Raw genomic sequence first — 12,450 nt, forward strand, 5'->3', positions numbered from 1 at the left:
CCCGTACCGAATGGAGGGGTCAGCATGTACGGCTGGATCTGGCGGCATCTGCCGGGCAACGCGTGGGTGCGTGGGTTCATTTCGCTCGTGCTCGCCCTGGCGGTCGTCTACGTCCTGTTCCAGTACGTCTTCCCGTGGGCGGAGCCGCTGCTCCCGTTCGGCGATGTGACGGTGGACGGCGACGGCACGAGCGCGATGGGGGCCGGCCGATGAGCGCCCGCATCCTCGTCGTCGACAACTACGACAGCTTCGTCTTCAACCTCGTCCAGTACCTCTACCAGCTGGGCGCCGAGTGCGAGGTGCTCCGCAACGACGAGGTGACCACGGCCCACGCCCAGGACGGCTTCGACGGCGTCCTGCTCTCGCCCGGTCCCGGCACCCCCGAGCACGCGGGCGTCTGCATCGACATGGTGCGGCACTGCGCGGCGACCGGCGTCCCGGTCTTCGGCGTCTGCCTGGGCATGCAGTCGATGGCGGTGGCGTACGGCGGCGTGGTGGACCGCGCCCCGGAGCTGCTGCACGGCAAGACGTCCCCGGTGATCCACGAGGGCAGGGGCGTCTTCGCCGGTCTGCCCTCGCCCTTCATCGCGACCCGCTACCACTCGCTCGCCGCCGAACCGGACACGGTCCCCGAGGAGCTGGAGGTCACCGCGCGGACGGCCGACGGCATCATCATGGGGCTGCGCCACCGAAAGCTGGCGGTCGAAGGGGTGCAGTTCCACCCGGAGTCGGTGCTCACCGAGCACGGCCATCTGATGCTGGCGAACTGGCTGGCGCAGTGCGGTGACGCCGGAGCCGTCGAGAGGTCGGCGGGACTCGCGCCGGTGGTGGGCAAGGCCGTCGCGTGACGCCACCCCGCCATGGATCCGGCGCCGGACAGGACGGCCCGTACGAACCGGGCGGGTTCGAGGCGGCGGTGGATCACCTGGCGGACCCGTTGAACGACCCGCTGCCCGGGCGGCACGCGTCGCCGTGGTTCCGGGCGGAGAACACCCCCGCCGGGGAGGCGGCCGCGGACGGGGACGGGGCGACGCCGGTGCAGGCGCCACACGGGCCACAGGCGGCCCAGGGGCCTCCGAGCGAGTGGTACGACCCCGAAGGCTATGAACGGGACTGGTACGGCCGCCAGGAGCCCGCGCAGGCCCCGCCCGTGACCGTGTCGCCCGTCACCCCTGCCGAGCCGCTGCCCCGCCACGACGAGACCGTCGCGCTGCGGAAGGCGGAACCCCGGCGCATAGTCGTCGCCGACCAGGCGGTGACCGCGGTCCTGCCGGTGACGACGATCCGTCCGCAGCCGGAGCCCGATCGCGATGCCGGCCCCGGGGACGCCGACGGAACGGACGCCTCCGCTCCGGCCACCGGTGGACGGGCCGAGCGGCGCCGGGCGGCGAAGGGCCGCGGGCGCAGGCGCGGCGACGGGCAGCCGGAGACGGGGACGGCGGCGGGGGCCGGCGGCGCGGACGCCACGCCCCCGAAGCCGATGTCGCGCGTCGAGGCGCGACGGGCGGCCAAGGCGGCGAAGGACAGCCCCGCGGTCGTCGTCAGCCGGGTGGTCGGCGAGCTGTTCATCTCGCTGGGCGTCCTGATGCTGCTCTTCGTCACGTACCAGCTGTGGTGGACGAACGTGCGCGCCGACCAGATAGCCGGCAAGGAGACGCACAAGATCCAGGACGACTGGGCCAAGGGCAAACGCAGCCCCGGCGTGTTCGCACCGGGTGAGGGCTTCGCCATCATCCACATCCCGAAACTCGACGTGGTCACGCCCATCGCCGAAGGCATCAGCAAGGAGAAGGTCCTCGACCGCGGCATGGTCGGGCACTACGGCGAGGAACCGCTGCGCACGGCGATGCCCTCGGACAAGCAGGGCAACTTCGCCCTGGCCGGCCACCGCAACACCCACGGCGAACCCTTCCGCTACGTCAACCGGCTGACCCCGGGTGACCCGATCGTGGTCGAGACGCAGGACGCCTACTACACGTACGAGATGACGAGCGTCCTTCCCCAGACCTCGCCGTCCAACGTGTCGGTCATCGGCGCGGTGCCGCCGCAGTCGGGGTTCAAGAAGCCCGGCCGCTACATCACCCTGACGACCTGTACGCCCGAATTCACGAGTACGTACCGTTTGATCGTCTGGGGCAAGATGGTCGACGAACGGCCGCGCAGCGAGGGGAAGCCCGACGCGCTCCTGGACTGAGCGGGCCGAACGACATCACGACAGGGACGGTGCGGTGGCAGCGAGGACCGAGGACGAAGAGCAGATCGGCGAGTCCGCGCCCCCGGTGCGGCCCAGGGGCCGTCATCCCGTCGCGACCGCCGTCAGCGTCTTCGGCGAACTGCTGATCACCGCGGGCCTGGTGCTCGGCCTCTTCGTCGTCTACTCGCTGTGGTGGACGAACGTCCTGGCCGACCGCGAGGCCACCAAGCAGGGCCACACCGTCCGCGACCGCTGGGCCGACGGGCCGGGCGCGCTGGACACCAAGGACGGCATCGGGTTCCTGCACGTCCCGTCGATGAAGAACGGCGAGGTGCTCGTCAAGAAGGGCACCGACACCGAGACCCTCAACGACGGCATCGCCGGCTACTACACCGATCCGGTGAAGTCGGCGCTCCCGTCCGACAAGGAGGGCAACTTCACCCTGGCCGCCCACCGCGACGGTCACGGGGCGAAGTTCCACAACATCGACAAGGTGCGGACCGGGGACGCGATCGTCTTCGAGACCAAGGACACCTGGTACGTCTACAAGGTCTTCAAGGAGCTTCCCGAGACGTCGAAGTACAACGTCGACGTGCTCCAGTCCGTTCCGAAGGGCTCCGGAGCCAAGAAGGCCGGCCGCTACATCACGCTGACGACGTGCACCCCCGTCTTCACGTCGAAGTACCGCTACATCGTGTGGGGCGAGCTGGTGCGTACGGAGAAGGTCGACCACGACCGTACGAAGCCGGCGGAGCTGCTCTGATCCGGGCGACGACAGACAGAGGGCCCCGGTCACCGTTGAGGTGACCGGGGCCCTGTGCTGCTGGACCGTGGTGTGACCTACCGGCCGTTCCCGCCGCCGAGGAGGCCGTTCCCGTTCCCGTTCCCGCCCATGGTGGTGAGCGTGATGGTGGTGGCGGCCGGGTCGGCCTGCGTGTTCGGCTGCGGGTCGCTGCCGGTCACGATGGCGTTGTCGTCACCCGAGTTGCCTTCCGCGAACTGGATGTTGGTGAAGCCGGCCGCGGCGAGTTCCTGCTTGGCCTGGGACACCGGCTTCATCCTGACGTCCGGCACGGGGACCGTCGCAGGCTGCGTCGGGCCCTTGGACACCTTGAGGATGATCGAGGTGTCCTTGCCCACCTTCTCGTCGGCCACCGGGTTCTGCTCGACGACCTCGCCCGCGGGCTTCTCGTTGTCGACCTCGGACTTGCCGATGTTGGTGAAGCCGAGCTGGGTGAGCTGAGCCACCGCCTGGTCCCACGTCCGGCCGGTCACGGAAGGCACCGAGATCAGCTTCTCCGTGGCGACGGAGAGCTTCACCTCGGAGTTCTTCTCGGCCTTGGCGCCGCCCGTCGGCGTCTGTTCCAGGACCGTGCCCGGGTCGGCGTCGGAGGACTCGACAGAGTTGACCGTGACCGTGAAGCCCTCTTCCTCAAGGAGCTTGCGGGCGTTCTCCTCGGACTTCTCCGTGACGTCCGGCACCTTGACCTTCGGCGCACCGCTGGAGACGAAGACCGTGATGGTGTCGTTCTCCTCGACCTGCGCGCCCTTCGCGGGCGTCTGCCGGCAGATCTTGCCCGCGGGCTGCTGCTCGCACTCCTCCTTCGGGCCCTGCTTGAGGACGGTGTTGGTGTTGTCCGCGAGCAGCTTCGCTTCCTGGACCGTCGAACCGACCATGTTCGGCGCGGCGAACGTGCCGTCGCCGCTGTCACCGTCGCCGCCGAAGACGGACTTGCCGATGAGGATCGCGCCGATCAGCACCAGGATGCCCGCGACGACCAGCAGGATCGTCGAGGTGTTGCCCTTCTTCTGCCGGCGGCGGTCGGGGCGGTCGTCGTAGCCGTAGCCGCCGTCGTCCGGGTTGACCGGCGGCAGCATCGACGTCTGCGGGCCGTTGTGGTCCGCGGCCCGCAGGGCGGTGGTCGGCTGGTCGTTGTCGTAACCGCCGTAGCCGCCGTAACCGGCCGCGCCCATCGCCGCGGTCGCCGCGACCGGCTGACCGTCGAGGCAGGCCTCGATGTCGGCGCGCATCTCGTCGGCCGACTGGTAGCGGTAGTCGGGGTCCTTGGTGAGGGCCTTCAGCACGATCGCGTCCATCTCGGGCGTGATCTCGGGGTCGAAGTTGCTGGGCGGCTGAGGCTCTTCCCGTACGTGCTGGTAGGCCACCGCGACGGGTGAGTCCCCGACGAACGGCGGCCTGACGGCCAGCAGCTCGTAGAGCAGGCAGCCGGTGGAGTACAGGTCGGAGCGCGCGTCGACCTGTTCGCCCTTGGCCTGCTCCGGGGAGAGGTACTGGGCGGTGCCGATGACGGCCGCGGTCTGGGTCATCGTCATGCCGGAGTCGCCCATGGCGCGGGCGATGCCGAAGTCCATGACCTTGACCTGGCCGGTGCGCGTCAGCATGACGTTCGCCGGCTTGATGTCGCGGTGCACGATCTGGGCGCGGTGCGAGTACTCCAGTGCCTGGAGGATCCCGACGGTCATCTCGAGGGTGCGCTCGGGCAGCAGCCTGCGGCCGGAGTGGAGCAGTTCCCTGAGCGTCGACCCGTCGACGTACTCCATGACGATGTACGGGATCGAGACCCCGTCGACGTAGTCCTCACCGGTGTCGTAGACCGCGACGATCGCCGGGTGGTTGAGCGAGGCGGCGGACTGGGCCTCACGGCGGAACCGGGCCTGGAAGGACGGGTCGCGGGCGAGGTCCGCCCGGAGCGTCTTCACAGCTACGGTGCGGCCGAGCCGGGTGTCGTGGGCGAGGTAGACCTCGGCCATGCCACCACGGCCGAGCACCGAGCCCAGCTCGTACCGGCCGCCGAGGCGACGCGGCTCTTCCATAACTGTTCCAGCCCTCTCCGTCAGTCCTGACCGCACCGGTGTGCGGTCCGGCGGTGTGCTGTTCGCGCATACGCTACCGGCCGCGCACTAGCTGATCGGCCCGCAGGCAATACCTGATATCCGACCGGTATCCGCGGGCGCGGAATTGGGGTCGAGTGTGAGCGGTGTCACTTCTTGCCGTCGATGACTGCCTTCATGACCGCCTTCGCGATGGGAGCGGCCAGGCCGCCACCGGAGATGTCGTCACGGTTGGCCTCGCCGTCCTCGACGACCACGGCCACGGCGACGGGGGAGCCGTCATCGGTCTTGGCGTAGGAGATGAACCAGGCGTACGGCTTCTCGCTGTTGTTGAGGCCGTGCTGGGCGGTGCCCGTCTTGCCGCCGACGGTGGCGCCGGCGATCTTGGCGTTCGTGCCCGTGCCGGAGTTGACGACGGTCTCCATCATCTGCTGGAGCTTCTGGGCGTTCTCACCCGAGATGGGCTGGCTGAGCTGCTCCGGCTCGTGGGTGTAGATGTCGTCCAGGCTGGGCGACTGCCGCTTGGCGACCATGTACGGCTGCATCAGCTTGCCGTCGTTGGCGACCGCCGAGGCCACCATGGCCATCTGGAGCGGGGTGGTCCGGTTGGACGCCTGGCCGATGCCGGCCATGGCGTTCTGCGGACGGTTGTCCTTGGGGTAGATGCTCGCGGCGGAGCGGACCGGAGTGAAGATCTCCTTGTTGAAACCGAACTTGTCGGCCTGGTCGATCATCTTCTGGTTGCCCAGGTCATCGCTGATCTTGCCGAAGACGGTGTTGCAGGACATCCGCAGGGCCTCCCGGAGCGAGGCGTTCTCGCACGGGATGTTGCCCTCGTTGGCCAGGGGCTGTCCGGTGGTCAGCGGAAGCCGCCAGGGCAGCGGCGACTTCGTGGCCGCGTCGATGTCGGTGTAGAGCCCGTTCTCCAGAGCGGCTGCCGCGGTGACGACCTTGAAGGTCGAGCCGGGCGGGTAGGTCTCGCGCAATGCCCGGTTGAGCATCGGCTTGTCCTTGTCCTTCTGGAGCTTCTGCCAGGCCTTGGAGTCCTTGTCGGAGTTGCCCGCGAAGGTGGAGGGGTCGTACGAAGGCGTGCTGGCGAGCGCCAGGATGGCGCCGGTCTGCGGGTCGAGGGCGGCGACGGCGCCCTTCTTGTTGCCGAGGCCCTCGAACGCGGCCTTCTGGGCGGCGCTGTTGAGCGTGGTGACGACGTTGCCGCCCTGCTTCTCGTCACCGGTGAACATCGACATCGTGTTGTCGAAGAAGAGCTGGTCGTCGTTGCCGGTGAGGATGCCGTCCTCGATGCTTTCGAGCTGCGTGGCGCCGAAGGCCTGCGAGGAGTAACCGGTGACGGGCGCCCACATGGGCCCGTTCTTCCAGACCCGCTTGTACTTGAAGTCGCTGTCCTTGGTCTCGGCGGACCCGGTGATCTCGGCGCCACCGTCGACGATGATGTTTCCGCGCTCGTGTGCGTACCGCTCGATGCGGACGCGGCGGTTCTCGTCGCGGGTGTTGAGCTCGTCGGCCTTCACGTACTGGAGGTAGTTCGTCCGTGCGAGCAGGGCGAAGATGAGGACGCCGCAGAAGATCGCGATCCGGCGCAGGGGCTTGTTCACGGTCGGACCACCTGGGTCATCTCGGCGTCGGAGGACGGTGCGGGGGCCGGGGCGGGGCGGCGGGCGGTGTCGCTGATCCGGATGAGGATGGCGATCAGCGCCCAGTTGGCCAGAACGGACGAACCACCGTACGCGAGGAACGGCATGGTCATACCGCTCAGCGGGATGAGGCCCATGACACCGCCGGCGACCACGAAGACCTGGATCGCGAAGGCGCCGGAGAGGCCGATCGCGAGGAGCTTGCCGAAGGGGTCACGGGCGGCGAGAGCCGTGCGGACGCCTCGCTCGACGATCAGACCGTAGATCAGCAGGACGGCCATCATTCCGGCCAGTCCCAGTTCCTCGCCGACGGTGGAGAGGATGAAGTCCGCGTTGGCGGCGAACATGATCAGGTCCGAGTGGCCCTGGCCCAGTCCGGTGCCGAGTGTGCCGCCGGAACCGAAGGACATGAGGGACTGGGCGATCTGGTCGCTCTGCGCCATCGTCGCCTTGGAGAACGGGTCGAGCCAGGCGTTCACCCGGTCCTGCACGTGATGCTCGAAGGACGCCACACCCACCGCACCGGCTGCCGACATCAGCAGACCGAAGACGATCCAGCTGGTCCGCTCGGTGGCGACGTACAGCATGACGACGAACAGACCGAAGAACAGCAGGGACGTACCGAGGTCGGTCTCGAACACGAGGATCAGGATCGACAGGGCCCAGATGGTGATGATCGGACCGAGGTCGCGTCCGCGCGGCAGGTACATCCCCATGAAGCGGCGGCTGGCCAGCGCCAGGGCGTCCCGCTTCACCATGAGATAGCCGGAGAAGAAGATCGCGATGAGGATCTTGGCGAACTCACCCGGCTGGATCGAGAACGGGCCGAGGCTGATCCAGATCTTCGCGCCGTTCACCGCCGGGAAGAACATCGGGATGACCAGCAGGACCAGCGCCGCGGCCATCGAGATGTACGTGTAGCGCTGGAGGATGCGGTGATCCTTGAGGATCATCAGCACCGCGACGAAGAGCCCGACGCCGATCGCCGAGTACAGGAGCTGCTTGGGGGCGTCCGGGCTGTACGCCCCGTACAGGTACTCCGCGCGCTGGATCAGTCGTGGCGACTGGTCCAGCCGCCAGATCAGCACCAGGCCCAGGCCGTTGAGCAGGGTGGCCAGTGGCAGCAGCAGCGGGTCCGCGTACGGAGCGAACTTGCGCACCACGAGGTGGGCGACGCCGCCGAGCAGGATGAGCCCTGCTCCGTAACCGAACATGCCGGACGGGAGGCTCCCGTCCATGGCGAGGCCCACGTTGGCGTAGGCGAACACCGAGATGGCGATGGCGAAGACCATCATCATCAGTTCGGTGTTGCGCCGGCTCGGTGCGTCGATCGCGCCGATCGTGGTCGTGTTGGTGACAACGCTCATGGTGCTGAAGGCCCCCTACGGCTTTACTGCTTACCGCACTGCGGGACCAGCTTCTTCTCTTCCTCCGAGAGGCTGGGACCGGGAGTGGGAGTCGCTGAAGTCTGCTTGGTCTTGGCGTCGGACGTGGTGGACGTCTTGGTGGCGTCCTTGTCCGTGCCGGCGGCCTGGCCCTCGTCGCTGGGGGCGTTCTTCTCGGCTGCGCGGCGCTGCGCGTCCTTCTTGCAGGCGGTCGCCTGGGTGGCGAGCTCGGTGATTTTCTTGCGGGCGTCGGCCAGGCTGCCCTCGGCGATGGTCGCCTCGACCTGCTTGCGCTGGTAGGGCGGGAGGTACTTGAGTTCGATCTCGGGGTGGTCCGTCTCGACCTTCGAGAGCGAGACCCACGCGAGGTCCTGGCTGATGCCTTGGTACAGCGCGACGTTGTCGTTCTTCGCGCCGACGAAGTACTGGGTCTGGGTCCAGCGGTAGCCGCCGTACACACCGCCGCCGATGACCGCCACGGCGAGCACGACGTACAGGGACCGCTTGAGCCACTTGCGGCCGCCGGGCTTCACGAAGTCGTCGTCGGAGTAGGAGCCGAAGGCCCCGTCCGGCATGCCGTCGTAGCCGACGTCGTCACCGCTGCCGGGAGGACCGAAGCCGCCCGAGGGCGGCGGGACGGGGCGGCCGAGGCCGGCCGCGCGTCCGGCGGGGGTCTCCATGGCACCGCCGTCGTTCAGCTGGGCGGCCTGGTTCTCCGCGACGGCTCCGACGATGACCGGGGTGTCGTTGAGCTGACCGGCCAGGGTGTCGTTGCTGTCGACGTCGAAGACGTCGGCGACGATGCAGGTGATGTTGTCCGGACCGCCACCGCGCAGAGCGAGCTGGATGAGGTCCTGGATGGTCTCCTGCGGGCCCTGGTAGCTGGCGAGCGTCTCCTCCATCGTCTGGTGGGAGACGACGCCGGAGAGCCCGTCGGAGCAGATCAGATAGCGGTCGCCGGCCCGGACCTCACGGATGGAGAGGTCGGGTTCGACGCGGTCACCACTGCCCAGCGCGCGCATCAGAAGGGAGCGCTGCGGGTGGGTGGTGGCCTCCTCCTCGGTGATCCGGCCCTCGTCGACCAACCGCTGGACCCAGGTGTGGTCCTGTGTGATCTGCGTCAGGACGCCGTCCCGCAGCAGATAGGCGCGCGAGTCGCCGACGTGGACGAGACCGAGGCGCTGACCCGTCCACAGGAGTGCGGTGAGCGTGGTGCCCATGCCCTCCAGCTGGGGGTCCTCCTCGACCATCATGCGCAGCTGGTCGTTGGCCCGCTGGACCGCCGTACCCAGCGAAGTGAGGATGTCGGAGCCCGGGACGTCGTCGTCGAGCTGCACGAGCGTGGAGATCACCTCGGAGCTGGCGACCTCACCGGCCGCCTGGCCGCCCATGCCGTCGGCGATGGCGAGCAGACGCGGTCCGGCATAGCCGGAGTCCTCGTTGCCCTCCCGGATCATGCCCTTGTGCGATCCGGCGGCGAAGCGCAGGGAAAGACTCATGCGCACCTCGCCCGTCGGTTCGGGGTACAGCCGGTCTCGAGCCACACTGCCCACCCTCCGGTCGGGAGCCCGGCCGGGTCCGTTGCCCGGGCCGCTGCGGCTCGCTCGCTCCGCTCGCTCATTGTCGTACTACTTCCGCAGCTCGATGACGGTCTTGCCGATCCGGATCGGCGCGCCCAGCGGAACTGGCGTCGGGGTGGTGAGACGGGTCCGGTCCAGATACGTGCCGTTGGTGGACCCGAGATCCTCGACGATCCACTGGCCGTCACGGTCGGGGTAGATCCTGGCATGCCTGCTGGACGCGTAGTCGTCGTCCAGCACGATCGTTGAATCATGGGCCCGGCCCAGCGTGATGGTCTGCCCCTGGAGCGCCACCGTGGTGCCGGTGAGCGTCCCTTCGGACACGACCAGTTTGGTCGGTGCGCCCCGGCGCTGGCGGCCGGGCTGCTGGCGTTGCTGCGGCGGTGCCGCAGCGGTCTGGCGTGCCTGTGGAGGCCGTGCGTCGGTCGCAGTGCGGCGTGAGCCGCGCTGCGTGACGCGCGTTCCGAACAGGTCACTTCGAATGACCTGGACGGCCACGATCACGAACAGCCACAGAACAGCCAGGAATCCTAGCCGCATGACCGTAAGGGTCAGCTCTGACATTGCCCCCGCTTCACCCTTCGGCTTGCCGGTAAACGATGGTGGTGCTGCCCACGACGATCCGCGAGCCGTCGCGGAGCGTAGCGCGGGTTGTGTGCTGCCCGTCTACCACGATGCCGTTGGTAGACCCGAGATCCTGGATCGTCGAGGGCGTTCCGGTCCGAATCTCACAGTGCCGACGGGATACGCCGGGGTCGTCGATCCGCACGTCGGCGTCGGTGCTGCGGCCCATCACCAGCGTCGGACGGGAGATCTGATGGCGGGTGCCGTTGATCTCGATCCAGCGTCGCACCTGCGTGTTCGGCAGGGGGCTGGGGGTGGCCGGCGGGCGCCGGTCGGGACCCGGTGCTCCGCCGTGCCTGGCGCCCGGCGGCGGGGCCGCGGGCATGGGCGGTGCGGAGGTGGGCGGGTAGCCGTAGCCGCCGGGAGCCTGGGGGCGCCCGTGGCCGGGGCGGGCGGGCGGTGCGGCCTGCTGCCCCGGGTGGTTCGGGAACGCCTGCTGGCCGGGCTGGCCGGGCTGTTCCTGCTGTGACGAACTCGACGCCAAGGTGCGGCTGCGTACCCGGTAGAGACCGGTGTCGAGGTCGTCCGCCTTCTCCAGATGGACCTTGATGGGGCCCATGAAGGTGTACCGCTGCTGCTTGGCGTAGTCCCTGACCAGCCCGGAGAGCTCGTCGCCCAGCTGGCCGGAGTACGGGCTGAGACGCTCGTAGTCGGGGGCGCTGAGCTCGACGATGAAGTCGTTGGGGACGACGGTCCGCTCGCGGTTCCAGATGGTGGCGTTGTTGTCGCACTCCCGCTGGAGGGCACCGGCGATCTCGACCGGCTGGACCTCGGACTTGAAGACCTTGGCGAAGGTGCCGTTGACCAGACCTTCGAGACGCTGCTCGAAACGCTTCATGACTCCCATGGGGCACCTCCTCCGGTGTTGTCGTCCCTGTACTGCTTACTGATCGTATCCACGCGTAGGGAAATCGGCTGGTTCCCCTTGTCTGCACTGTGGAGGAGTGTCCCCCCTCACACGGATCGTAGAGGCGGCCTCCTGACAGTGTCCCGCACCTTGGGTGCACTCAGGAGGAGTGGGGGGCGGCGGCTCCGGGTTCCCGGTTCCCTCGGGACGTTCGGCGAAACAAACGGATGTGAATCCACCCTGTCCAGCGTGCTAATCTTCCGTTTGTCGCCAGGCGCTCGCAGCAACAAGCGGGAGTCTGGAAACACCACTCATGCGCGAGTGGCGGAACGGCAGACGCGCTGGCTTCAGGTGCCAGTGTCCTTAGGGACGTGGGGGTTCAAATCCCCCCTCGCGCACAAGAGAGAAGCCCCACAGGCCATCGGCCTGTGGGGCTTCTTCGGTTCTGCCCCGGGCTTGTCTGGTGCTGGGCCGATCAGGAGTTCCGGTGCGGCCCGGTCAGGAGTTCCGGGTGTTTGGTTTCACGTGAAACGTCCGATTCGCAGGGAAGGGTCGGGGTCCGCGGACCCCGACCCTTCCCTGCGGTCGCGACCTGGTTCTCAGGCGGCGAGGCGGGAGGCGAGGGCCTTGGCCTTCTCGGAGGCGTCGGTGAGTGCCTTGGCGCGTGAGGAGTCGGCGAGCGGGATGAGCTCGGCCATCTGCGGATTGCTGTGGGCCAGGGTGAGCTCGGGCACGATGAAGTCGACCTCGGCGGCGAACATGGACGTCAGCAGCGTCGCGAGATAGTTCTGCACGAATTCGGCGTCCTCGCGCGGGGTGCCCGCGGCGTACGAGCCGCCACGGCTGGCGACGACGGTGATCGGGGTGCCGGCCACCGGGCTGTCGGGGCCGGCGTTGTGGCCGACGATGATCACGTGGTCGAGCCATGCCTTGAGCGTCGACGGAATCGTGAAGTTGTACATCGGCGCACCGATCAGGACCGCGTCCGCGGCGGAGAGTTCCGCGGCGAGTTCGCCCCGCAGGGGGTGCGCGGCACCGGCTGCGGCGGCCTCGGCGTTCAGGTGCGGCAGGGGCTCGGCCGCGAGGTCGCGGTAGACGACCTTCCCGTCGGGGTGCTGCTCGAGCCAGGTCTGTACGAAGGCGGCGGTGACCTCGCGCGAGGCGGAGCCCTCGGGGAAGACGGCGGAATCGAGGTGCAGGAGGGTGGCCATGACGGTCTCCATGGATCGGTGAGGGGAGGGCCGGTGAGCGGTCCAATATTTCGTACGTACCTAGTAATAACATAGTGGCTTACGAATAGTAAGTCCCTCACGTC

General features: G+C 68.4%; 11 protein-coding genes and 1 tRNA gene. 5 read left to right on the plus strand and 7 right to left on the minus strand.

From position 1 onward, the window contains the following. Positions 1-24 precede the first annotated feature (24 nt). Genes OG959_RS19185 through OG959_RS19200 form a run of 4 tightly spaced genes read left to right on the plus strand, consistent with a single transcriptional unit; the run spans position 25 to position 2,957 of the window. Complete coding sequence (locus tag OG959_RS19185; RefSeq protein ID WP_148019760.1) at positions 25-213, plus strand: hypothetical protein; 189 nt, start codon at positions 25-27, stop codon at positions 211-213. Then, a complete protein-coding gene (locus OG959_RS19190; RefSeq protein WP_306070826.1) occupies positions 210-848 on the plus strand; it encodes an aminodeoxychorismate/anthranilate synthase component II in 639 nt (212 codons plus the stop codon). The genes OG959_RS19185 and OG959_RS19190 overlap by 4 nt, the downstream gene beginning before the upstream one ends. Further along, positions 845-2,194, plus strand: a complete 1,350-nt coding sequence (locus OG959_RS19195) for a class E sortase (protein ID WP_326660029.1) — start codon at positions 845-847, stop codon at positions 2,192-2,194. The genes OG959_RS19190 and OG959_RS19195 overlap by 4 nt, the downstream gene beginning before the upstream one ends. A gap of 34 nt (positions 2,195-2,228) precedes the next feature. Further along, positions 2,229-2,957, plus strand: a complete 729-nt coding sequence (locus OG959_RS19200) for a class E sortase (RefSeq protein WP_326660031.1) — start codon at positions 2,229-2,231, stop codon at positions 2,955-2,957. Between the two features lie 77 nt (positions 2,958-3,034). On the opposite strand, the gene pknB is transcribed toward OG959_RS19200, so the two are convergent. The 6 genes from pknB to OG959_RS19230 all read right to left on the minus strand — a co-directional run bounded on the left by pknB (position 3,035) and on the right by OG959_RS19230 (position 11,135). Beyond that, on the minus strand, positions 3,035-5,029 hold the full coding sequence (gene pknB, locus OG959_RS19205) for a Stk1 family PASTA domain-containing Ser/Thr kinase (protein WP_326660033.1): 1,995 nt from the start codon (positions 5,027-5,029) through the stop codon (positions 3,035-3,037). 167 nt (positions 5,030-5,196) lie between these two features. After that, positions 5,197-6,660, minus strand: coding sequence for a peptidoglycan D,D-transpeptidase FtsI family protein (locus OG959_RS19210; protein WP_326660035.1), 1,464 nt, complete (start codon positions 6,658-6,660; stop codon positions 5,197-5,199). After that, on the minus strand, positions 6,657-8,066 hold the full coding sequence (locus OG959_RS19215; RefSeq protein ID WP_326660037.1) for an FtsW/RodA/SpoVE family cell cycle protein: 1,410 nt from the start codon (positions 8,064-8,066) through the stop codon (positions 6,657-6,659). Before OG959_RS19215 ends, OG959_RS19210 begins: the two co-directional genes overlap by 4 nt. 23 nt (positions 8,067-8,089) lie before the next feature. Continuing rightward, on the minus strand, positions 8,090-9,583 hold the full coding sequence (locus OG959_RS19220; protein WP_326660039.1) for a Stp1/IreP family PP2C-type Ser/Thr phosphatase: 1,494 nt from the start codon (positions 9,581-9,583) through the stop codon (positions 8,090-8,092). Positions 9,584-9,712: 129 nt separating this feature from the next. Beyond that, entirely contained in the window at positions 9,713-10,228 is a 516-nt protein-coding gene (locus OG959_RS19225) for an FHA domain-containing protein FhaB/FipA (protein WP_148019768.1), read from the minus strand. Between the two features lie 10 nt (positions 10,229-10,238). Then, complete coding sequence (locus tag OG959_RS19230; RefSeq protein ID WP_326660042.1) at positions 10,239-11,135, minus strand: DUF3662 and FHA domain-containing protein; 897 nt, start codon at positions 11,133-11,135, stop codon at positions 10,239-10,241. Between the two features lie 315 nt (positions 11,136-11,450). Between OG959_RS19230 and OG959_RS19235 the strand changes: the two genes are divergently transcribed. Beyond that, positions 11,451-11,533, plus strand: a tRNA-Leu gene (locus OG959_RS19235). Between the two features lie 201 nt (positions 11,534-11,734). On the opposite strand, the gene OG959_RS19240 is transcribed toward OG959_RS19235, so the two are convergent. Continuing rightward, positions 11,735-12,346 carry an FMN-dependent NADH-azoreductase gene (locus OG959_RS19240; protein ID WP_326660044.1) on the minus strand — a complete coding sequence of 204 codons (612 nt, stop codon included), beginning with the start codon at positions 12,344-12,346 and terminating at the stop codon, positions 11,735-11,737. Between the last annotated feature and the right edge of the window lie 104 nt (positions 12,347-12,450).

Origin of the sequence: Streptomyces sp. NBC_00385 (assembly GCF_035917155.1) — a bacterium.
GTDB classification, from domain to species: domain Bacteria; phylum Actinomycetota; class Actinomycetes; order Streptomycetales; family Streptomycetaceae; genus Streptomyces; species Streptomyces poriferorum.

What these genes read in the sequence shown, in the direction of transcription:
- OG959_RS19185 (WP_148019760.1), top strand. Translation starts at nt 25, where the DNA reads ATGTACGGCTGGATCTGGCGGCATCTGCCGGGCAACGCGTGGGTGCGT.
- OG959_RS19190 (WP_306070826.1), top strand. Translation starts at nt 210, where the DNA reads ATGAGCGCCCGCATCCTCGTCGTCGACAACTACGACAGCTTCGTCTTC.
- pknB (WP_326660033.1), bottom strand. Translation starts at nt 5,029, where the DNA reads ATGGAAGAGCCGCGTCGCCTCGGCGGCCGGTACGAGCTGGGCTCGGTG.
- OG959_RS19215 (WP_326660037.1), bottom strand. Translation starts at nt 8,066, where the DNA reads ATGAGCGTTGTCACCAACACGACCACGATCGGCGCGATCGACGCACCG.
- OG959_RS19220 (WP_326660039.1), bottom strand. Translation starts at nt 9,583, where the DNA reads ATGAGTCTTTCCCTGCGCTTCGCCGCCGGATCGCACAAGGGCATGATC.
- OG959_RS19225 (WP_148019768.1), bottom strand. Translation starts at nt 10,228, where the DNA reads ATGTCAGAGCTGACCCTTACGGTCATGCGGCTAGGATTCCTGGCTGTT.
- OG959_RS19230 (WP_326660042.1), bottom strand. Translation starts at nt 11,135, where the DNA reads ATGGGAGTCATGAAGCGTTTCGAGCAGCGTCTCGAAGGTCTGGTCAAC.
- OG959_RS19240 (WP_326660044.1), bottom strand. Translation starts at nt 12,346, where the DNA reads ATGGCCACCCTCCTGCACCTCGATTCCGCCGTCTTCCCCGAGGGCTCC.